This is a genomic window from Achromobacter aegrifaciens (assembly GCF_902859735.1).
GTDB lineage: Bacteria > Pseudomonadota > Gammaproteobacteria > Burkholderiales > Burkholderiaceae_B > Achromobacter > Achromobacter aegrifaciens.
This window is the reverse complement of the sequence record NZ_CADIJY010000002.1, coordinates 260,766-280,971: the sequence shown is the minus strand read 5'-3', so window position 1 is coordinate 280,971 and position 20,206 is coordinate 260,766. Positions and strand designations below refer to the sequence as shown.

Sequence of the window (20,206 nt, the reverse complement as noted above, 5' to 3'; positions counted from 1 at the left end):
ATCAATGATTCTTCTCAGACGGGAAGCGTCCGCGCTGCGCGCAGTATGCGTTCCACGTCCGCATGATTGTTATAGGCGCCGACGGACAAGCGCACGTAACCATACTCCACTATGCTGGCCACGATCCCGGATTGTGTCAGATGCGCCAGCGCGGCCGCGGGATCCGGCACGCGCAGCGCCGTCGTCGTGCTGCGGAATTCCGGACCGGCCGGTGACGCGACCTGCAGGCCCACTCCGCGCAAGCCGGTGCTCAGCGCTTCCGAAAGCTCCAGCACCCAGGGCTCGATACGTTCGGGCCGCGCGCCTTCGATCAGGTCCAGCGCGCCGGCCCAGCCCGCGATGCCCGGATAGTTCAGGTTGCCCGATTCGAGCCTGCGGGCGTCAGTAGCATCGGCGATGCCCACCTGCCATTGCAGTCCGGATTTATCCAGCGTGTTGACGCCGGAAGGTCCGATATACAGCGGATCCAGGGCTTCGAGCAGCCGGGGCGATACATGCAGCAGGCCCACGCCCAGCGGTCCAAGCATGCCCTTATGCGCGCCGCAAGCAAAGGCATCCACGCCCCATTCATCCACGTTGACGCGCAACAGCCCCGCGCCCTGAATCCCGTCGACGACCAGAAAGATGCCGCGTTCGGCGCAGCGCCTGCCCAGTTCGGCGATATCGGTGCGCAGGCCAGTGCCGTACTGCACCCAGGACACTGCAATCAGCCGCGTGCGCGCATCCACATGCTGCCAAAGGTCATCCACCGTGTAGCGATGCGAATTCGCCTGCGCCACGCGCACCTGGACGCCACGGCGCCGCAGGTTCAACCAGGGCAAGGCATTGGTGGGATGCTCCTGGTCGTCCACCACCAGGTTGTCGCCTTCCTGCCAGGCCAGCCCCTGCGCAACGGTGTTCAACCCTTCGGTGGTGTTCTTGGTGAAAGCCAGGCGCTTGGCGTCGCCGCCGATCAGGCGGGCCAGCCGCAAGCGCAACGCATCTGCGTCCCGCAGCCACTGGGGCTTGTCGCTGCGTGCGTGGGTTATGCCTTGGAAAAATGCGCCGACCGCCTCGGCCACCTTGGGCGCCAGCGGGCTGGTGTAGGCAATGTTGGCGTAAGCCTGGTCTTGCGTGATCGGAAACAACTGCCTGAATTCGTCCTGCCAGCTCATGCGCCACCGCTCCGTCATTTCAACTTGGCATGCAGCGATTCTAGGTATATGACGCGGATTTGAGTAAGGCTTAGTTTTTATATCCATATGACCATATAGTCGCTCGCCGAACGTCATAGCACCCATAGAATTCCTGCCTTTCCGGACTGCATCAAACAAAGGAATGGCATGCGTTTGACTCAACAACTGAAGATCGCGGGCGTGGCGGCGATGCTGGCGCTGGCCGGAGCGGCTCATGCGGGCACGGTCGAGACCATCAAGAAACGCGGCGAACTGGTCTGCGGCGTGAGCCAGGGATCTGCCGGCTTGTCCATCGCCGACAAGCAAGGCCGTTGGACCGGCCTGGATGCGGACCTCTGCCGCGCGCTGGCCGCCGCCGTGCTCGGCGATCCGGAGAAGACGCGCTTCGTGCCGTTGAGTTCGCAGCAACGTTTTCCTGCGCTCCAGTCGGGCGAGATCGATGTGCTGAACCGCAACACCACGATTACCTCCAGCCGCGACGCCGGCTTGGGCATCGCGTCCGCCGGCATCGTGTTCTATGACGGCCAGGGCTTTCTGGTGCCGCGCAAGCTGGGTGTCAAGAGCGCGACGGAGCTCGAAGGTGCGCAGGTCTGCGTGCAGCCCGGTACGGTCAACGAGCAGAACCTGGTCGACTACTTCAAGAAGCACAAGCTGAGCTATCGTCCGGTCGTCATCGAGAATCTGGTCGAGCTCGAACAGGCCTTTTACGCAGGACGCTGCGACGTCTACCTGTCGGATGCGTCCACCCTGGCCGCCAGCCGCGCGGCGCGAGCCGGCCAACCCGACGACTTCGTCATCCTGCCTGAACGCATCAACAAATCGCCGCTAGGCCCCTTCGTGCGGCAAGACGACGCAAACTGGGCCGCCATCGTCCGGTGGACCATCAACGCGCTGGTGGCGGCCGAGGAACTCGGCATCACCGCGCAGAACGCCGACAACCAGGCGCAAAGCAGCGATGCCCAGGTACGCCGCCTGCTGGGCGTGGACCCCGGCATAGGCAAGAGCTTCGGGCTGGACGAAGGCTGGGCCCGCAACGCCATCAAGGCCGTGGGCAACTATGGCGAAGTCTGGAACCGCAATCTGGGCGCCGCAACGCCGCTGAAGCTGGAGCGCGGCCTGAACGCGCAATGGAACCAGGGCGGGCTGCTGTACTCGCCGCCGTTCCAGTGATCCTGGCCCCGACTCTTTCTCGACCATGGCAGCGACCGCTCTCCGTTTTCCCTCCACCGGCCCGTGGCGACGCTGGCTGCCAGCGTTGGCGTGGACGCTCGCGCTGGGCGGCATGGCCGCGGTCCTGCTCTGGCACATCGAATCGGTGCAGACTGCACGCGGCATCCAAGGCGGCTTCGGATTCCTGTTCCAGCCCGCAGGCTTCCGCATTTCCGAAAGCCTGCTCGATATCACGCCGGAGGATCCCTACTGGATGTCGATAGCGGCCGGCCTGGTCAACACCTTGACCGTCGCCGCCGTGGCAATCCCGCTGGCGACGGCGCTGGGCCTGGGACTGGGCTTGTTGCGCATGTCGCGCAACCCGTTGGCCGCGCGTTGCGCCGCCGCCATCATCGCGCCCTTGCGCAATACGCCGGTCCTGCTGCAACTTTTCGTCTGGTACGGGCTGCTGCTGCGCCTGCCCGATCTGCGCCAGGCGTGGTCGCCGTTGCCGCACATGCTGCTGTCCAATCGCGGATTGGCTCTGCCAGCCGTGCACGGTTGGCTGCCCTACGCGGCCGTAACGGTGACCGCGCTGGCGCTGGGCGGCCTGGTCCGACGCCGCTGGGGCAATCCTGCGCTGTATGCCGCGCTGGCCGGCGCGCTGCTCGCGTGGGTCCTGTTGCCGCCCATGCGCATCGATATGCCGGTCAGGCGCGGCCTGGGACTGCAGGGCGGCTGGCAGCCCAGCATAGAATTCGCGGCGCTGACGATAGGCTTGGTGGTGTTCCATGCGGCCTACATCGCCGACATCGCACGCGCGGCCGTGCGCGCCGTGCCGGTTGGACTTGTGGAGGCCGGGCAGGCGCTAGGCTTGAAGCCCCGCAGCGTGCTGCGGCTGGTGATAGCACCCTATGCCGCCCGCGTGGCGCTGCCGCCGTATGCCAACCAGTGCCTGGCGCTGGTGAAGAACAGCACCCTGGCCATTGCCATCGGCTATCAGGAATTGATGGCGGTGATCAACACCGCCATCACGCAGACCGGCCTGGCGCTTGAGGGCATCGCGCTGGCCGTCACGGTCTATCTGGGCCTGGCGCTGGCGCTGGGCGGCGGATTGTCGGCATGGAACGCGCGCAATACCCGCCACGGCCCCGGCGACACGCATGGCGCGCGCCTGGGCGAGCGGCCTTCGTGGAACGCTGCGGGCGAACGCCGCAGTTGGCGTGGCGGGCTGTTATCGACCGCGTTGGCCGCTGTCCTGGGCTTGATCCTATGGCGGCTGCTGGAATGGGCCTTGCTCGGCGCGGTGTGGCGCGGCGACCCCGTAGCATGCGCGAACGCGGCGGGCGCATGCTGGGCCGCCGTGAGCGAGAACCTGCCAGTGCTGTTCTTCGGCACCATGGCCCAGGCCGACCGGGCGCCCGCGCTGGCCGCCTGCGCAGCCCTGCTCGCCGGAGTTGCGCTGGCGTTGACTGCTCCGCGTGTCCGTCCCGCGACGCGTGCGGCCCTGCTCGCCGTCCTGCTGGGCGCGGCCATCAGCGCGCTGTCCGGCTGGCCCTGGGGCGGCGCCGCCATCGGTCCGCAACGCTGGGGCGGGTTGCTCGTCACATTGATTCTGGCCATCTCCGCCCTGCTGGCGGCCGTGCCGCTGGCTTTCGCGCTTGCGTTATTGCGCCGTAGCCACAACCGCGCCGCCTCGCTGGCTGCCGCCGGCCTGATCGAGGCCGTCCGCGGCGTGCCGCTGGTGACACAGCTGTTGTTCGCGTCCTTCGTGCTGCCCATGCTGCTGGGCGGCGGCGTGTCCAAGTTCGCCATGGCGCTGGCCGCCCTGACGCTGCACACCGCCTGCCTGCTGGCCGAGGTGCTGCGCGGCGCGCTGCAAGCCATACCGCCCGGCCAGATGATGGCGGCGCGCGCCCTGGGCATGCCTGCGGCCATGGCCTACGGTTCGGTGATCTGGCCGCAGGCCCGCCGCATTGCCGCGCCTGCAGCCCTGGGCGTATTCGTGGGCGCGGTCAAGGACACTTCGCTGGTCAGCATCATCGGCGTGTTCGACGTGCTGGGCGCAGCAAAGGCGGTGGTGGCCGGCACCGATTGGCGGCCCTACCACGTCGAAGTCTACCTGGCCGTGGCCGCCTTGTACTTCGCCGCCAGCCTGGCCCTATCGCGCGTGGCCCGCGCCATGGAAGGCAAGCCCGGCCGCAGTTGAGGCCGGCATGACGCCGTTGGCGCGGTGGACCCGCTTCAGAAGCGCTCGTCCATCAGCGCCGGCATGACGATTTCCCGCACGAACGACGCATCGGACAGATTCAGCAGCGCGCGTGTCATCGTCACCACGTCGTGCACGGGTATCAGGCCGCCCTCTCCCCGCAGGCTGGCCGCGTCGCGCGGCACGCCCAAGCCGTCTTCCGTGTTCAAGTAGCCCAATTGCAGGCAGGTCACCGCCAGCCTTCGCGCTCTGAAGCTTTCGCGCAGGGCGTCCGCGATACCCCGCAGCGCGTGCTTGGACGCGCCGAACGTCACCTCGGGACGGCCGCTGCCGGCCAACGCGGAGGTCGAACCAGTGAGAATGACTTGCGGTTTGCGCGCACCGAGGACGCGCGGGATCAAGCGCTGGAGCAACAGGATGGTCGCGGTGACGTTGATGTCCACCATGCGCGCGATCTCCGCGGGCGAGTCCGCCAGGAAGTCGTAGTGTTCGCTGAATGCGTGCTCTTCCCACACGCCCAGGTTGTAGAGGATGGCATCGAGACCGTCCGGGGCCTGCGCCGCGATCTGCTCGACGGCGGCCACTGGCTGCGACAGATCGGCCTCGATCCAGCGCAGTTCGCAGCCGGGCGGGACAGTGATGTCTGGCGGCGCGCGGCGGGCCACGCCCACGATCAGCGTGGCATCCTGGCCCAGTCCTTCCACGAACGCCCTGCCCAGCCCCTTGCTGGCGCCCACCACCATGATCCGCATTGCTGCCTCCATCCGATCACGCCCGGGAAAGCGCCAAGCCCCCCCGCGGCAACGACGCCCGGTATAGCACGATCCCTTGCGGATTCAAACAATGCCCGCAAGCGACGGCGGGCATTGCGCCGTCAACGCGCCGCGCCCTGCAGCCACGCCGGCCGTGGCGCCGCGTCCAGCCAGTTCTTGACGATCAGCCCCAGCTCCGTATCGCCGGAGATCCGCAGCCGGCGTTGGAAGAACAAGGTATCGGCGTCCGTTTCCGAACGCATCAGGGCCAGCAGATCGGCCAGCTTCGCGCCCAGTTCCAGTTCGGCGGCAGCGCCGTTCCATACCGGGCGAAAAGCGCCTTGTCGCACGGCGAAACTGCTGCGCAGGCCCAGGTCCTCGACCGTGATGCCGAAGCTGCGGCCCTCCAGTTCGGCCGGCGGTGTGAGCCATTTCAGCCGCCGCGCCAGTTCCAGTCCGGCGGTGAAGTGCAGCGAGACGAACGGCGCAGGCAGACGCCGCCCCAGCCTGGCGAACACGCCCGGTACTTGAATCGCCGCGCTCATGCCACGGCCTCCAACAGGTCGATGCCCGGCTTGCCATGGAAGTAGCCGTTGCAGCGGGCCATGCCGGCAGGCGGCCGCGCCTCCATCGGCGCCAGGCCGCGCCGCATCGCATCCAGCGCGGCGATCGCTTCCAGCGTGCCGGCCGATTGAGGGCTCACCCGCAGCACCTCCACGCCCAGGGCGGCCAGCGCCGGCGCCTGCGACAGCAGGTCCAGGCAGGCTCCGGACTGCACCTGGATGCCGTTGATCGCCAGGAAATCGCTCGACTCCCGTGTGCGCATGTCCAGTCCGTCCGGATGTTCGATGCAGCGAAAGCCGCAGTCGTCCTTCTTCAAACGGAAATGACGCGCCGTGAAACAGCGTGCGGAGAACGCCAGCGCCATGCGGCCCCAGACCATGACTTCCGTCTCCAGACCGGCGGGCTTTTCCGCCATCAGAAGAGCCAGCGTTTTGCTGTCCATTTCCAGCGGTGCGACAAAGCGCGCGGCGCCGCGTGCGGCCAGCCATTCCAGGGTGCCGCCGTGATAGGCGTTGACATGGGGCCCCGCCACGAAGGCGCGGCCGTTCAGGTGACGCACCGCGCCCAGCTCGCCGGCTTCGACCATGAAGTCGTCCTGCCCGCAGAGCTTCTTCAGCGCGCTGGCCTCGGCCCCGGTCTCGATCAGCGTGCGGCCCGACAGCACCACCGCCTTGCCCGCGGCGCGCAGGTCGCGCGCCAGCTCCATCCAGTCCTCGGCGCGCAGCTCGTGCCTGCGGCTACAGACGGTTTCGCCCACGTAGATGATGTCGGCGGGGCTGTCGGCCAGCGACGCGTAGAAATCCAGCGTGTGCTGGCGCGGCCAGTAATACTGCAACGGTGCGACCGATATCCGGTACGCGCTAGGTTTCATTTCCATGGACGTTCGAATGCGCCTTGCGTGACTTGGGAACCTTCGGAATGGCGCGCCAGCATGGCGTTCCATTCGGGACGGGGCGAAAAGCGGGAAGCGTCCGCATGCGCGCTGTCCAGCGCGGCGCGCAAGGTCGACACCACCTGGGTGACATAGGCCGGGCTGCGCTGCCGCCCTTCTATCTTGATGGCGGACACGCCCATCTCCGCCAGGCGCGGCAACAGCCCGATGGCGTTCAGGCTGGTGGGTTCCTCCAGCGCATGGTCGGCCTGGCCGTCGACGTCGAAGCGGCCCTTGCACAGGGTGGGATAGGCGGCGGGCTCACCCGGCTCGTAGCGGTCGATCAGGATGCCGTTCAGGCGCGCGTCCATGCGGCCGTTCTCTTCCGACCAGCGCACCGCATGCGCGGGCGAACAGACGCCCTTGTTATTGGGAGAATCGCCGGTGGCGTAGGACGACAACAGGCAGCGGCCTTCGGCCATGACGCACAGGCTGCCAAAGCCGAACACCTCGACCTCGACGCTGACGTTGGTGCAGATGCGCGCGATCTCCGCCAGCGTCAGCACGCGCGGCAGCACCACGCGGCGGATGCCGAACTGTTCCTTCATCAGTTCGATGGCGTCCGTATGGGTGGCGGAACCCTGCACCGACAGGTGCAGGCGCAAGTCCGGATAGCGGTCACTGGCATAGGCCAGCAGCCCCGCATCGGCCATGATGACCGCATCGGCGCCCAGCCCGTAGGCGGCGTCGACGGCGGCGCGCCATTCGGGCGCCCGTCCGGCCTGCACAAAGGTATTGATGGCGAACAGCACCTGTCGTCCGCGGCTGTGGGCCAGTTCCACGCCCGCACGGATATCGCTTTCGGTGAAATTGAGCCCGGCGAAGTTGCGGGCATTGGTGGCGTTCTTGAGCCCGAGGTAGACGGTGTCGGCGCCGGCATCGATGGCGGCCTTCAGCGCGGCCAGACTGCCGGCGGGGGCCACGAGCTCCAGGGGAGAGGTTCGAGTTTCCATGCCGGCCAGTCTATGGGGCCGTCACGCCCCTGGCCTTGTCGCAGATCAAACGGCCTATGCCGAACGCCGCATGCCGCCCTATTCTTCCGTGTACAGGCCGTGCTCGACCGCGTACACCGCGACCTGCACCCGGCTGGTGAGATTGAGTTTTTTCAAAACGTTCTGCACGTGGATCTTGACCGTGCTTTCGCTGACGTCCAGTTCGCGCGCAATGACCTTGTTGCTGGCGCCGCGCGCCAGCCATTGCACGATCTGGGTCTCGCGCGCGGTGAGGCGATGGCGCTCGGCGCTGCCCCCCGGCTGCGGCGCTTGCGCGGCCAGGCTGGCCTGTCCGCGGAACTGTTCGACCAGCTTGGCGGTCATGCTCTCGGCGATGACCGGCTCGCCGCCCGCCGCGCGGCGGATCGCGGCGGTCAGCGCTTCGGCATCGATGTTCTTGACCAGATAGCCGCGCGCGCCGTCGCGCAACGCCTGCCCCAGTTCGTCTGCCTCTTCCGACACCGTCAGGATGATGACCGCACAAGACGGCAACTCCTGCGTCAGCAGCTGCAGCGTTTCCAGCCCGGACAAGCCGGGCAGGTTGAGGTCCAGCAGCACCACGTCGGGCTTGAGTTCCTTGGCGCGTTTCAGGCCTTCGACGCCGTCGCCGGCCTCGGCCACGACCTCGAAGTCGGGTTGGCGTTGCAGCAGCAGGCGCACGCCCGAGCGGAACAGGGTGTGGTCGTCGACGAGGAGGATACGGATGGGCATGGTGGGAAAATTCAAGCGGCCTGGCGTTCGCTGCCGGGCAAGGTCAGCGCGACGCGCGTGCCGGCGCCGGGCTGCGATTCAAGTTTTATCACGGCGCGCATGCGCGCGGCGCGTTCGCGCATGATGTGCAGGCCCACATGCGATTCGCCGCGCTCGACCACCTCCGCGGGGTCATAGCCCTGGCCATCGTCGGTGATGACCAGGCTGAAGTCGCGGTCATTGGAGACGTCGATGCGCACGTGGCTGGCTTCCGAGTGCTTGCGCACGTTGGACAGCGCTTCCTGCAGGATGAAGAGCACCTGCAACTGCTCGTCAGGCGGCAGCGGCGCGCCCTCGCCCCGGCCGAAGCGCAGTTCGGTCTCGATGCCGGTCTGGCGGCGGAAGCGCGCCACCGTGTCTTCGATGCCGGCCTGCAGGTCGCCCTGTGACAGCTTGGTGCGGAAGTTGGTCAGCAGTTCGCGCACGTCCTGGTAGCTTTCGTCGACGCCAGTACGCAAGAGCGGCAGGATCTCGTCGATCTCCGCCTGGTCGCCGCGCTTCACGGCAGCGTCCAGCATCTGCAATTGCAGGTTCAGGAAGTTCAAGCCCTGCGCCAGGCTGTCGTGCAGCCCCTGCGCCACCAGCCCGCGTTCGCGCACCACCGCCAGTTGGCGCGCCTGCGCGCTCAGGCGGCGGTTGTCCAGGGCCACGCCCAGATGCTGGCCCAGCGTTTCCAGCAGCTGCGATTCTGCGGGCGACAGGCGGCGTTGCTGGCGGAAATGCAAGGAATACGAGCCCAGCACCTCGTCGCGCGTGACGATGCGGAACACGGCCACGCTGGCAAAGCCGTCGCGCTGGCAGTTCAGTTCCATGGCTGGCGGCGACTCGCGGAAGTCCTGGATGACGATGACCCCGGCCTGGCGCGTGGCGACGCCGCAATAGCAGTCGTTAACGCGCATGCAATGCTCGGACTCGACCAGTTCGTCGGACAAGCCCACCGACACCATCAGGTTGAGCTTTTCGTTGTTGGGATCCAGCGCCCGGATGCTGCCGCCCTCGGCGTCGAACTGCAGCATCACGCGCCGCAGGAAGCCGTCGCACAGCGCTTCGATCTCGTTGGGCTGGTTCAGGAAGGCAGCCATGTCGTAAAGCGCGCCGATGTCGCGGTTCTGCGCGGCCAGTTGCGCGGTCTTTTCTTCGACGCGCCGCTCCAGGCCGGTGTACAGGTCCTGCAATTCATCGGCCATGCGGTTGTAGCCGCGCGCCAGCACGCCGAACTCGTCCTGGCTTTCCACCGGCAGCCGGGTGCTGAATTCCCTGGCCGCCATGCGCTGCAGGCCGTCGCGCAGGCGCAGCACCGGCGAGATGATCCAGAGATACAGCAGATAGATCATCGCCAGCGTGCCGGCGCTGGCAATGGCCGCCAGCACGCCCTGCGACAGGCGCAGTGAGGTGGTCTTGCCGGCGTTGTCCTGTTCGATCATGCGCACCAGCGTGTCGGCCCGGGCCACGAATTCCGGCAGGGTCTCCAGATAGGTAGCGGCATCCGGCTGCGCCAGGGCGCGCGTGGCGGCCGGCTTCATGACGTCGTACCAGTAGGCGGCCACGTCATGCCATTGCTTGCGGATGGCTTCGTCGTTGGGAATGAACAGCGGGCGCGCAGGATTGCCGCGCGCCAGGCGGGCGATGGTGTCATCCATGAGCTGGACCTGCTCGTTCGTGCGGAACTCGCGCCCGGCCTGCGGCCGCATCAGCTCCACCGCCACCCGGTTGGCCCGCATGCGCAGGCTGCCCGTATCGTTGATGGCCGCGCCCGCGCCTTCCAGTTGCCAGGACAGCCACAGCGTCCAGCTGACCATGGACAGCACCACCACGAGCGCCACCAGGGAGCTGATGACGATGCGCGTGGACAGGCGATGCCAGGGCGAAGGCAGGCCGTCGGCTGGGGCGGCGGTATCGGTGGGCTTCATGGCTTTCAACGCGATCTTGCTGTAGGAATGCTGCGGCTTCCAGTGTAGCCGCTGCGCCTCCTGCTCCCGAGCCAGGCCCTCAAGCCAGCCCCAGGGTACGGCAAATGAAATCCGCGACTTGCGCCGGCTCGTTGAGCGGCAGGCAGGGCAAACCGGTATCCAGCGGCGCGTCGGTGGCCACCGCCACGAAACTGCTGTCTTCCGCATGCAGCGGCGGCTTGCCCACGGCGGGCCGGTACACCTCGATGCGCGGGATCGCGGCCTGCTTGAAGCCTTCGACCAGCACCAGGTCGGCCGGCGACAGGCGCGCCAGTTGCTCGTCCAGCGTGGGTTCGGGCGCGTCGCGCAGCTCGTGGACGATGGCGTAGCGGAACGGAGAGGCTACCATCACCTCCAGGGCCCCCGCCTGGCGGAAGCGCGCGCTGTCCTTGCCGGGCGGCTCCATCTGGAAATCGTGGTGGCTGTGTTTGATGACGCTGACCCGCAGGCCGCGCGCGGCCAGCAGCGGCAGCATCGCCTCGATCAGGGTGGTCTTGCCGCTGCCGGAACGGCCGGCGATGCCGAAAACTGGGGTCATGCAAGCTCCGTGAACAATGGGCATACGATGGGCAGGAATGCGTCCGCCCGCGCCGAGTATGCCAGCAAAGCGCCTGCCACCAGGTCGAAATACCAGCCGTGCAGCGTCAGGCTGCCCGCCTCCACCGCACGCCGCACAAAGGGCAGGTCCTCCAGGTTGCGCAGCGAAATCAAGATGGAGGCCTGTTCGCAGGCGCGCCGGCGCTCGGCCGCGGTTGCCTGCGGCATCTGTTGCAGCACCTGCCTGCGGGCCGGTTCGGCGATGTCCATCCAGCGTTCCAGGTAGTCGGTCTCGCCGTCGCCCCGGGTGCGTCGGTCCATCAGCGCCCGTATGCCGCCGCAGTGGGCGTGGCCCAGCACGATGATGCGGCTGACCTGCAACTGCTCCACCGCGAACTGTATCGCGGCCAGCACGCCTTGCAGGCCGCGGTCGGTGCTGGCCGGGGGCACCAGATTGGCGACGTTGCGCACCGTGAAGATGTCGCCAGGGTCGCAGCCCAGCAGCATGGCCGGATCCACCCGCGAATCGCAGCAGCCGACCAGCAAGGTGCTGGGGTGCTGGCCTTCGCGCAGATTGCGGTAAAGCGATGGCGCGTCCTCGTAGTACTGCTGCTGAAAGCGCTGGAAGCCGTCGACCAGCCGTTCGATATCGCGCATGTCAGCCTCCTGTCTGCGCCATGAAGCGCACGATGCGTTCCGGACGGGCCACGAAATCATGGCGCTCCGGCTTGGCGGCGATACCGGCCCGGATCGCCGCTACCAGTTCGGCGTCGCTGGCGCCCGCGCGCAGCAGGCGACCCAGCGGCACCTGGTCTTCCTGGCCCAGGCAGAGGTACAGGGTGCCGTCCACGCCCAGCCGGACGCGGTTGCAGCTTGCGCAGAAGTGGCGCGACATGGGAGTGATCACGCCCAGCACCGGCGTGCCATGGCCCGTGGTCCAGTAGCGCGCCGGTCCCGCGCCCGCCCCGTTCAGCGCGGGAACCAGGCCGGTTTCGGCGGCCAGCCGCGCGCCCATGGCGTTCAGGTCGGTGTGGGCGTAGCCCTGGCCGCAGCTGCCCATGGGCATGGGCTCGATCAGGCGCAGCACGAAGCCCTGTGCCATCGCGTAGTCCAGCAGCCTGCGCACTTCGGCCTCCGGCGTGGCCGCGTGCACCACGCTGTTGAGCTTGATCGGCGCAAAGCCCGCGTCCTTGGCTGCAGCGAGCCCCGCCAGCACCGATTCCAGGCAATCCCGGCCCGTGATCTGGCTGAAGGCGGCAGCATCCAGCGTGTCCAGGCTGATGTTCAGCCGGTCCACGCCGGCGGCGCGCAGTTCCTGGGCATGGCGGACCAATTGGGTGCCGTTGGTGGACACGGACAAGTCCTGCAATCCCGGCATGGCGGCGATGACGCCGGCCAGTCCGGCCACGCCCCGGCGCAGCAGGGGCTCGCCGCCGGTCAGCCGGACCTTCTGCACGCCCAGCCCGACAAACAGCCCCACCAGCCGCGCCATTTCCTCGTGGCGCAGCCAGTTTGCTGGAGTTTCAAAACCTTTGAAATCCTTGGGCAGGCAGTAGCTGCAACGCAGGTCGCAGCGGTCCGTGACAGAGACGCGCAGATAGTCGATGCGGCGTCCGTAGCCATCCGTTAGAGGTCCCGCAGCCGGCTCGTCCATCATGCGGCGCTCCCGCCGTAGACGCGCTCGGGCTCCTCGCCCTGCAAATCTATGCCCTGGATATCGGCGCGCTCCACCAGCAGCTTGGCATACTGGCGCCAGGCAGTATCGCGGCTCATGGACGACAGCGCGGCAGCGATCTGCTTGTCCACATGCTCGTAGGGTTGCATGCGGCCCTCGATACGGCGCGTCACCCGCACGATATGCAGGCCGTGGCGGGTTTCCAGCAGCTGCGGCAGCAGGCCGCCGGCGGGCAGCGCGAATACCGCCCGCTCGAACTCCGGCACCGTGTCGCCCCGGCCCAGTTGTCCCAGGCTGCCGCCCAGCGCGGCGGACGGACAGTTCGATTGCTCGCGCGCTACCTCCGCAAAGCGCGAGGGATCTTCCAGCAGCTCGGCCAACACCACGTTGGCGTGGGCCCGCAGCATGTCCAGATTCACGCCCGGCGTGACCTGGAACAGGATGTGATCCGCCTCGATCAGCTCGCCCACCATGAAGCGCTGCGGATGCATCTGATAGAAGCGGCGGCAGGCGGCCTCGTCGGCTACGGGCGCGGGCGCCTCGCGGGCCAGCAAGGCGCCGATGGCGCCCTCCTCGTCCGCAGCGTCCAGGCCCAGGCGGCCAGCCTCGTCCAGCAGCACGCGGCGCAGCACCAGGGCAGTGATCGCCTCGCGCATGGGGTTGCCGGCCTCTGCATGCAGCGGCAGTTCGCGTTCCAGATCCGCGTCGTTCAGTTCGACGCCATTGACGATGACAGGCATGTTCGGCTCCTGGGACAGGGAATCAGCGCGGGCGGACCAGCTGCCAGGCGCGGCCCAGGTAGCCCACCGACGCGAAGCCGCTCCAGACGTGGACCAGGCGCGTGAACGGAAAGATCACGAACAGCGTGAGGCCCATGAAGAGGTGCGCCTTGAACAGCAGCGGCACGTCGGCAACATGGCTGGCCGCGTCGCCCTGGAAGGTGACGATGTGCTGCGCCCAGGTCATCAGGCGCACCATCATTTCGCCGTCCATGTGGCCTGCAGACAGCGCGATGGTGGACAGGCCCAGCAACAGCGTGACCAGGATCCACAGCAGCAACAGCTTGTCGCCGGGGCGCGTGGTGGCGCGGATGCGCGGGTCGCTCAGGCGGCGATGGATCAGGATCAGAAGGCCGATCAGGCACAGGCCGCCCATGACGCCGCCGGCCACCATGGCCACGGTCTGCTTGAGCGTGTGCGATACGCCCAGCGTGTCCCACACCACCACGGGCGTCAGCAAGCCAGCCAAGTGGCCGAAGAACAGACCCAGGATACCGATGTGGAACAGGATGTTGCCCAACCGCAATTGCCCACGATGCAGCAACTGCGAACTGTCCGTCTTCCAGGTGTATTGCTCGCGCTCGAAGCGCACGAGGCTGCCCAAGAGGAAGATCGTCAGCGCGATGTAGGGATAGATGCCGAAGAAGAACTGATTCAGGGAGTTCATGATGCGTCGTCCTGAAGATTTAATGAGCCGCGGGCGCGCGGGGATAGAAGCGCACGGTCTGCGCGCCATCGCCCGAGAACGGCCGCAGTAGCGGTTCCACGCCGTCCGCGCCTATGCCGAACGTTTCCATCGCCTCGTCCATGTCGCGCACGGGCGCCTCGGTCTGCTCGCGCGGAATCACGCGGGATTGCGCGCGCAACACCGCGAAAATGCAGGCGTAGGGGCTTTCGCCCTTGGCCAGGCGCGCACCGATGGCGGCCAGCACGTGGATGGCGTCGTCCAGCAGATCCTGAGCCTGGGCCGGGTCGATGATGCCCAGGAACTCCAGGAACAGCGGCACATGGTCCGGCAATTCGGACACCACTGGCTCGAAACCGTGCTCGCGGTAGGTATCCAGCAGGTCCACCATGGCCTGGCCGCGGTCGCGGCTTTCGCCGTGCACATGCTCGAACAGATGCAGCGAATGCGAGCGGTTGCGGTCGAACGTGGCGACGTAGTTCTCCTGCAGCGCGATCAGGTCGTTGGTGGCCAGGTAGTCGACCAGCGGCTGCAGGGTTTCCTCCGCGTCGGGATAGTCGGCCAAGGCGGTCTCGACTTCGCCCAGCGCGTCCAGCAGCTCGGGTTCCGGGTAGCACAGCAAGGCGGAAAGCAGACGGTACAGACTCATGTTTTTCTCCTTTCCTAGACCGAGGCGGCCTTCTTGCGGGATTTCGGCATCTCGATGAAGATCTCGCTGCCCTGGGGCTTGCGTCCGAACAAGGTGCCTTCCGACACCCCGCCCGAGCAGCCGTTGCCAAAGGTGAAGCCGCAGCTGCCCTTCTCGTTGAAGCTGTCCTCGACCACTTCCTTGTGGCTGCTGGGCACCACGAAGCGGTCTTCGTAGTCGGCGATGGCCATGATCTTGTACATGTCCTGCACGGTGGCCTCCGTCAACCCGACCTGGTCCAGCAAGGCCGTGTCGCGTTCGCCGTGCACGGTCTCGGAGCGCTTGTAGGCGCGCATGGCCAGCATGCGTTCCAGCGCCTGCACCACCGGCGCTTCCTTGCCCGCGGTCAGCAGGTTGGCCAGGTAGCGCACCGGGATGCGCAGGCTGGAGACGTCGGGGATCATGCCGCTCTTGCCCACCGTGCGGCGCGGCATCTGGCCGGACTCGGCAGCCGTCTGGATGGGCGACAGCGGCGGGATGTACCAGACCATGGGCAAGGTGCGGTATTCCGGATGCAGCGGAAAGGCGACGCGCCACTCCACCGCCATCTTGTAGACCGGCGACTTGCGGGCGGCTTCGAGCCACGATTCCGGGATGCCCTGTTCGCGCGCGGCGGCAATCACCTCGGGCGAATGCGGGTCCAGGAACAGGTCCAGTTGCGACTGGTACAGGTCTTGCTCGCTGGCGGTGGACGCGGCGTGCTCGATCTGGTCGGCGTCGTACAGCATCACGCCCAGGTAGCGGATGCGGCCCACGCAGGTTTCCGAGCACACCGTGGGCTGGCCGGCCTCGATGCGCGGATAGCAGAAGGTGCACTTCTCGGCCTTGCCGCTGCTCCAGTTGTAATAGATTTTCTTGTACGGGCAGCCGGAGATGCACATGCGCCAGCCGCGGCACTTGTCCTGGTCGACCAGCACGATGCCGTCGTCTTCACGCTTGTAGATGGAACCGGACGGGCAGCTGGCAACACAGGCCGGGTTCAGGCAGTGTTCGCACAGGCGCGGCAGGTACATCATGAAGGTGTTCTCGAAGGTCGAGTACATCTCCTTCTGCACACCCTCGAACAAGGCGTCGCGGCTGCGCGCGCTGAATTCGCCGCCCAGGTCGTCTTCCCAGTTCGGGCCCCAATGGATCTTGTCCATCTTCTTGCCGGTCAGCACCGACACAGGACGCGCGGTGGGCGGCGTCTGCGACAGCGGCGCCTTCTGCAGGTGCTCGTAGTCGAAGGTGAACGGCTCGTAGTAGTCGTCGATCTGCGGCAGGTTCGGGTTGGCGAAGAGATTGGCCAGGATGCGCAGCTTGCCGCCCTGGCGCGGTTCCAGCTTGCCGGCGGCGGTGCGCTTCCAGCCGCCCTTCCACTTTTCCTGGTTCTCCCATTCCTTGGGATAGCCGATGCCGGGCTTGGTTTCCACGTTGTTGAACCAGGCGTACTCGACGCCGTCGCGGCTGGTCCAGACGTTCTTGCAGGTGACCGAGCAAGTGTGGCAGCCAATGCACTTGTCCAGGTTCAGCACCATGCCGATTTGGGCGCGTATCCTCATGATTGCTTCTCTTCTTGTTGCGTTTCAACCAGCGGACCTTCCAGCCAGTCCACCTTCTTCATCTTGCGCAGCACCACGAATTCGTCGCGGTTGGCGCCCACCGTGCCGTAGTAGTTGAAGCCGTAGGCCTGCTGGGCATAGCCGCCGATCATGTGCGTGGGCTTGAGCACCGTGCGCGTGACCGAGTTATGGATGCCGCCGCGCTTGCCGCTGGTTTCGGCGCCCGGCACGTTCACGATCTTTTCCTGCGCGTGGTACATCAGGCACATGCCCACCGGCACGCGCTGGCTCACCACCACCCGCGCCGTCAGGGTGCCGTTCACGTTGAAGACTTCGACCCAGTCGTTGTCGACCAGTCCGGCCTGCTTGGCCTCGGCTTCCGAAATCCACACGTGAGGACCGCCGCGGCTCAGCGTCAGCATGCGCAGGTTGTCCGAGTACGTGCTGTGGATGCCCCACTTCTGGTGCGGCGTCAGCCAGTTCAGGACCAGTTCCTTCTCGCCATTCGGGTAGCGGCCCAGCATGGGCGCGACCGTCTTGGTGTCGATGGCCGGCTTGTACACGCAGGAGCCTTCGCCAAAGTCCAGCATCCAGCGATGGTCCTGGTAGAACTGCTGGCGGCCGGTCAGCGTGCGCCACGGGATCAGCTCGTGCACGTTGGTATAGCCGGCGTTGTAGCTGACCTCTTCGCTTTCCAGGCCCGACCAGGTGGGTGCGGAGATGATCTTGCGCGGTTGCGCCTGGATGTCGCGGAAGCGGATCTTGTCGTGCTCGCGGCCGATGGCCAGGTGTGCGTGGTCACGCCCGGTGATCTTGCCCAGGGCTTCCCAGGCCTTGACCGACACGTGGCCGTTGGTCTCGGGCGCGAAGGTCAGGATCATCTCGGCCGCATCGATGGCGGTGTCGAGCTTGGGCCGGCCCTGGCTCACGCCCGGCTCGGTCACGGCCTCGTTGATGCCGGCCAGCTCATGCACCTCGTGCTCGGTGTTCCAGTTGATGCCCTTGCCGCCGTTGCCCAGCTTGTCCAGCAACGGCCCCACCGACGTGAACTTGCGGTAGATGTCGTTGTAGTCGCGCTCGACCACGGTCATGTTGGGCGCGGTCTTGCCGGGAACCAGGTCGCATTCGCCCAGCTTCCAGTCCTTGGGTTCGAAGGCCTGGCCCAGTTCTCCCGGGGTGTCGTGCATCAGAGGAGTCAGCACTACGTCGCGGCGCTTGCCCAGGTAGGGGCCACCGATTTCGCTGAACTTCTTGGCCAGCAGCTTGTAGATCTCCCAGTCGGTCTTGCTTTCCCACAAGGGCTGCACGGCTTCGCTCAGCGGATGGATGAACGGGTGCATGTCCGAGGTATTGAGGTCGTCCTTTTCGTACCAGGTGGCCGTGGGCAGCACGATGTCGCCGTACAGGCAGGTGGTGCTCATGCGGAAGTCCAGCACCGTCAGCAGGTCCAGCTTGCCTTCGGCCGCGTCTTCCTGGTAGGTCACCTCGGTGGGCTTGATCGCCTCGGCTTCGTCGCCGAACACCGCGTTCTGCGTGCCCAGCAGGTACTTCAGGAAATACTCATGGCCCTTGCCGCTGGAGCCCAGGATGTTGGAGCGCCACACGAACATGTTGCGCGGGAAGTTGGCCGGGTCGTCGGGGTTCTCGCAGGACATGCGCAGTTCGCCCGACTTGAGCTGCTCTGCGACGAATGCCACCGGATCCTTGCCCTGGCTTTCGGCCTGCGCCACCACGTCCAGCGGATTGGTGCGCAATTGCGGCGCCGACGGCAGCCAGCCCATGCGCTCGGCGCGGGCGTTCAGGTCGATCATGCTGAGGTCGCCGTAGCGGCCCCGGTCAGCCGTCGGACCCAGGATCTCCTGGACGTTCAGCTTTTCATGGCGCCACTGGCTGGTATGCGCATAGAAGAACGAGGTGCCGTTCATCTGGCGCGGCGGACGGACCCAGTCCGCGGCGAAGGCCAGCGGGGCCCAGCCGAACTGCGGACGCAGTTTTTCCTGGCCCACGTAGTGCGCCCAGCCGCCGCCGCTCTTGCCCACGCAGCCGCACATCATCAGCATGTTGATGATGCCGCGGTAGATCATGTCCATGTGGTACCAGTGGTTCAGGCCGGCGCCGACGATCACCATGGACTTGCCTTCGGTGTCGTGGGCATTCTGCGCGAATTCGCGCGCCACCTGGATGACCTGCGCGCGCGGCACGCCGGTATGCTTTTCCTGCCAGGCGGGCGTGTAAGGCACGTCATCGTCATAGGAACTGGCGACGTTGCCGCCGCCCAGGCCGCGGTCCAGGCCGTAGTTGGCCATCTGCAGGTCGTACACCGTGGCCACCAGGGCTTCGCTGCCGTCGGCCAGGCGGATGCGGCGCGCCGGCACATTGCGCACCTGCAGCTCGCCATGCTCGCTGCCGAAATACGGGAAGCCCACGCCAACCACGGCGTCGGATTGGTCCAGCAGGCTCAGCGTGGGTTCGATCTCGCGGCCGCTGCCGCCGTCCTTGGACTCCAGGTTCCAGCGGCCGACCTTTTCGCCGCCGTTGACCGCGCCCTCGCCCCAGCGAAAGCCGATGCTGCCGTTGGGCGCGACCAGGTCGCCGCTCTTGGCGTCCAGCACCAGCGTCTTCCAGTCCGGGTTGTTCTGTTCGCCCAGCGCGCCGTCCAGGTGCGAGGCGCGCAGGAAGTGGTCCGGCGCGTAGAAGCCGTCGCGCTCCTTCAGCTGCACCAGCATGGGCATGTCGGTGTAGCGGCGCACGTAGTCGCGGAAGTAGTCCGACGCGCCGGAGAGGTGGAATTCCTTCAGGATCACATGGCCCATGGCCATCGCCAGCGCGGCGTCGGTGCCCTGCTTGGGCGCCAGCCAGATATCGCCGAATTTGACCATTTCACCGAAGTCGCTGGACACGGCCACCGTCTTGGTGCCCTTGTAGCGGACTTCGGTGTAGAAGTGCGCGTCCGGCGTGCGGGTCTGGGGCACGTTGGAACCCCACACCATCAGGTAGGTCGAGTTGTACCAGTCGGCCGATTCCGGCACGTCGGTCTGTTCGCCCCAGATCTGCGGGCTGGCGGGCGGCAGGTCGCAGTACCAGTCGTAAAAGCTCAGGCAGGCGCCGCCCAGCAGGCTGAGGTAACGCGCGCCAGCGGCGTAGCTGACCATGGACATGGCCGGGATCGGCGAAAAGCCGATCACGCGGTCAGGGCCGAACTTCTTGATCGTCAGCGCGTTGGCGGCGGCCACGATTTCCATCGCCGTATCCCAGTCGGCGCGCACAAAGCCGCCCACTCCGCGCACGGCCTTGTAGCGCTTGGCGCGCTTGGGATCCTGGCTGATCCACTCCCAGGCCGCGATCGGGTCCATGGTCTTGCGGGCCTCGCGCCACATTTCCATGAGGCGACCGCGGATCATCGGGTACTTCACGCGCTGCGCCGAATACACGTACCAGCTGTACGAAGCGCCTCGCGGACAGCCGCGGGGCTCATGGTTGGGCAGGTCCGGCCGCGTGCGCGGGTAGTCGGTCTGCTGGGTTTCCCAGGTGATCAGGCCGTTCTTGACGTAGACCTTCCAGGAGCAGGAGCCCGTGCAGTTCACGCCGTGCGTCGAACGCACCACCTTGTCATGCTGCCAGCGCGCGCGGTAGGCGTTTTCCCACTTGCGGTCCTCGTTGACCGTTTCGCCGTGACCGTCCGCGAAGGTGGACTTCACCCGCGACATGAACTTCAAGCGGTCCAGAAAATGGCTCATTCTCTATTCTCCAAGAGCGCCGGTCCGGCCGGCGCGTACTGCGATCAATGCTGTTGAATCCATTGTGGGCGCGGCCCGCCTGCCGGACCATTC

The 20,206-nt window shown here is 66.6% G+C and carries 17 protein-coding genes; 2 read left to right on the top strand and 15 right to left on the bottom strand.

Annotated elements, in window-relative coordinates; all coding sequences use genetic code 11:
- Window positions 1-14 precede the first annotated feature (14 nt).
- A complete protein-coding gene (locus HV766_RS07285) occupies window positions 15-1,154 on the bottom strand; it encodes an aminotransferase class V-fold PLP-dependent enzyme (RefSeq protein ID WP_175180863.1) in 1,140 nt (379 codons plus the stop codon).
- 168 nt (window positions 1,155-1,322) lie between these two features.
- Here HV766_RS07285 and HV766_RS07280 point away from each other — a divergent pair, with 168 nt between their 5' ends.
- Both HV766_RS07280 and HV766_RS07275 read left to right on the top strand, forming a co-directional pair.
- Complete coding sequence (locus HV766_RS07280; RefSeq protein ID WP_119451162.1) at window positions 1,323-2,345, top strand: amino acid ABC transporter substrate-binding protein; 1,023 nt, start codon at window positions 1,323-1,325, stop codon at window positions 2,343-2,345.
- A 25-nt stretch (window positions 2,346-2,370) separates the two neighbouring features.
- Window positions 2,371-4,533, top strand: a complete 2,163-nt coding sequence (locus HV766_RS07275; protein ID WP_175180862.1) for an ABC transporter permease subunit — start codon at window positions 2,371-2,373, stop codon at window positions 4,531-4,533.
- A 35-nt stretch (window positions 4,534-4,568) separates the two neighbouring features.
- Here the strand turns inward: HV766_RS07275 and HV766_RS07270 are convergent, their stop codons facing one another.
- The 14 genes from HV766_RS07270 to HV766_RS07205 all read right to left on the bottom strand — a co-directional run bounded on the left by HV766_RS07270 (window position 4,569) and on the right by HV766_RS07205 (window position 20,113).
- A complete protein-coding gene (locus tag HV766_RS07270) occupies window positions 4,569-5,285 on the bottom strand; it encodes an SDR family NAD(P)-dependent oxidoreductase (protein WP_175180861.1) in 717 nt (238 codons plus the stop codon).
- Window positions 5,286-5,407: 122 nt separating this feature from the next.
- Window positions 5,408-5,830, bottom strand: a complete 423-nt coding sequence (gene ubiT / locus HV766_RS07265; protein WP_175160671.1) for a ubiquinone anaerobic biosynthesis accessory factor UbiT — start codon at window positions 5,828-5,830, stop codon at window positions 5,408-5,410.
- The gene (locus HV766_RS07260) at window positions 5,827-6,720 is read right to left on the bottom strand and encodes a U32 family peptidase (protein ID WP_175181062.1); all 894 of its coding nucleotides are present in this window, start codon (window positions 6,718-6,720) and stop codon (window positions 5,827-5,829) included. Before HV766_RS07260 ends, ubiT begins: the two co-directional genes overlap by 4 nt.
- Complete coding sequence (gene ubiU, locus HV766_RS07255; protein WP_175160669.1) at window positions 6,717-7,733, bottom strand: ubiquinone anaerobic biosynthesis protein UbiU; 1,017 nt, start codon at window positions 7,731-7,733, stop codon at window positions 6,717-6,719. The genes HV766_RS07260 and ubiU overlap by 4 nt, the downstream gene beginning before the upstream one ends.
- Before the next feature lie 78 nt (window positions 7,734-7,811).
- On the bottom strand, window positions 7,812-8,483 hold the full coding sequence (locus HV766_RS07250; RefSeq protein WP_054454724.1) for a response regulator: 672 nt from the start codon (window positions 8,481-8,483) through the stop codon (window positions 7,812-7,814).
- Window positions 8,484-8,494: 11 nt separating this feature from the next.
- Window positions 8,495-10,432 carry a type IV pili methyl-accepting chemotaxis transducer N-terminal domain-containing protein gene (locus HV766_RS07245; protein WP_175180860.1) on the bottom strand — a complete coding sequence of 646 codons (1,938 nt, stop codon included), beginning with the start codon at window positions 10,430-10,432 and terminating at the stop codon, window positions 8,495-8,497.
- A gap of 79 nt (window positions 10,433-10,511) precedes the next feature.
- Window positions 10,512-11,009, bottom strand: a complete 498-nt coding sequence (mobB, locus tag HV766_RS07240; RefSeq protein WP_082401034.1) for a molybdopterin-guanine dinucleotide biosynthesis protein B — start codon at window positions 11,007-11,009, stop codon at window positions 10,512-10,514.
- Window positions 11,006-11,665, bottom strand: a complete 660-nt coding sequence (locus HV766_RS07235) for a carbonic anhydrase (RefSeq protein ID WP_054454736.1) — start codon at window positions 11,663-11,665, stop codon at window positions 11,006-11,008. Before HV766_RS07235 ends, mobB begins: the two co-directional genes overlap by 4 nt.
- Window position 11,666: 1 nt before the next feature.
- Window positions 11,667-12,665 (bottom strand): GTP 3',8-cyclase MoaA, encoded by a 999-nt coding sequence (gene moaA, locus HV766_RS07230; RefSeq protein WP_119451156.1) that lies wholly within the window; start codon window positions 12,663-12,665, stop codon window positions 11,667-11,669.
- The gene (locus HV766_RS07225) at window positions 12,662-13,423 is read right to left on the bottom strand and encodes a peptidylprolyl isomerase (RefSeq protein WP_054454740.1); all 762 of its coding nucleotides are present in this window, start codon (window positions 13,421-13,423) and stop codon (window positions 12,662-12,664) included. The genes moaA and HV766_RS07225 overlap by 4 nt, the downstream gene beginning before the upstream one ends.
- Window positions 13,424-13,445: 22 nt before the next feature.
- Complete coding sequence (gene narI, locus HV766_RS07220) at window positions 13,446-14,129, bottom strand: respiratory nitrate reductase subunit gamma (protein WP_054454742.1); 684 nt, start codon at window positions 14,127-14,129, stop codon at window positions 13,446-13,448.
- Window positions 14,130-14,148: 19 nt separating this feature from the next.
- Entirely contained in the window at window positions 14,149-14,796 is a 648-nt protein-coding gene (gene narJ, locus HV766_RS07215) for a nitrate reductase molybdenum cofactor assembly chaperone (protein ID WP_175180859.1), read from the bottom strand.
- Between the two features lie 14 nt (window positions 14,797-14,810).
- Window positions 14,811-16,376 (bottom strand): nitrate reductase subunit beta, encoded by a 1,566-nt coding sequence (gene narH, locus HV766_RS07210; RefSeq protein ID WP_175160663.1) that lies wholly within the window; start codon window positions 16,374-16,376, stop codon window positions 14,811-14,813.
- Window positions 16,373-20,113, bottom strand: a complete 3,741-nt coding sequence (locus HV766_RS07205; RefSeq protein WP_175180858.1) for a nitrate reductase subunit alpha — start codon at window positions 20,111-20,113, stop codon at window positions 16,373-16,375. Before HV766_RS07205 ends, narH begins: the two co-directional genes overlap by 4 nt.
- Between the last annotated feature and the right edge of the window lie 93 nt (window positions 20,114-20,206).

Excerpts from the sequence above, each read along its gene's own strand:
- HV766_RS07275 (WP_175180862.1), top strand. The coding sequence starts at position 2,371 with ATGGCAGCGACCGCTCTCCGTTTTCCCTCCACCGGCCCGTGGCGACGC.
- HV766_RS07285 (WP_175180863.1), bottom strand. The coding sequence starts at position 1,154 with ATGAGCTGGCAGGACGAATTCAGGCAGTTGTTTCCGATCACGCAAGAC.
- ubiT (WP_175160671.1), bottom strand. The coding sequence starts at position 5,830 with ATGAGCGCGGCGATTCAAGTACCGGGCGTGTTCGCCAGGCTGGGGCGG.
- HV766_RS07270 (WP_175180861.1), bottom strand. The coding sequence starts at position 5,285 with ATGCGGATCATGGTGGTGGGCGCCAGCAAGGGGCTGGGCAGGGCGTTC.
- narI (WP_054454742.1), bottom strand. The coding sequence starts at position 14,129 with ATGAACTCCCTGAATCAGTTCTTCTTCGGCATCTATCCCTACATCGCG.
- narH (WP_175160663.1), bottom strand. The coding sequence starts at position 16,376 with ATGAGGATACGCGCCCAAATCGGCATGGTGCTGAACCTGGACAAGTGC.
- mobB (WP_082401034.1), bottom strand. The coding sequence starts at position 11,009 with ATGACCCCAGTTTTCGGCATCGCCGGCCGTTCCGGCAGCGGCAAGACC.
- HV766_RS07260 (WP_175181062.1), bottom strand. The coding sequence starts at position 6,720 with ATGAAACCTAGCGCGTACCGGATATCGGTCGCACCGTTGCAGTATTAC.
- narJ (WP_175180859.1), bottom strand. The coding sequence starts at position 14,796 with ATGAGTCTGTACCGTCTGCTTTCCGCCTTGCTGTGCTACCCGGAACCC.
- HV766_RS07250 (WP_054454724.1), bottom strand. The coding sequence starts at position 8,483 with ATGCCCATCCGTATCCTCCTCGTCGACGACCACACCCTGTTCCGCTCG.
- HV766_RS07225 (WP_054454740.1), bottom strand. The coding sequence starts at position 13,423 with ATGCCTGTCATCGTCAATGGCGTCGAACTGAACGACGCGGATCTGGAA.
- HV766_RS07280 (WP_119451162.1), top strand. The coding sequence starts at position 1,323 with ATGCGTTTGACTCAACAACTGAAGATCGCGGGCGTGGCGGCGATGCTG.
- HV766_RS07245 (WP_175180860.1), bottom strand. The coding sequence starts at position 10,432 with ATGAAGCCCACCGATACCGCCGCCCCAGCCGACGGCCTGCCTTCGCCC.
- ubiU (WP_175160669.1), bottom strand. The coding sequence starts at position 7,733 with ATGGAAACTCGAACCTCTCCCCTGGAGCTCGTGGCCCCCGCCGGCAGT.
- HV766_RS07205 (WP_175180858.1), bottom strand. The coding sequence starts at position 20,113 with ATGAGCCATTTTCTGGACCGCTTGAAGTTCATGTCGCGGGTGAAGTCC.
- moaA (WP_119451156.1), bottom strand. The coding sequence starts at position 12,665 with ATGATGGACGAGCCGGCTGCGGGACCTCTAACGGATGGCTACGGACGC.
- HV766_RS07235 (WP_054454736.1), bottom strand. The coding sequence starts at position 11,665 with ATGCGCGATATCGAACGGCTGGTCGACGGCTTCCAGCGCTTTCAGCAG.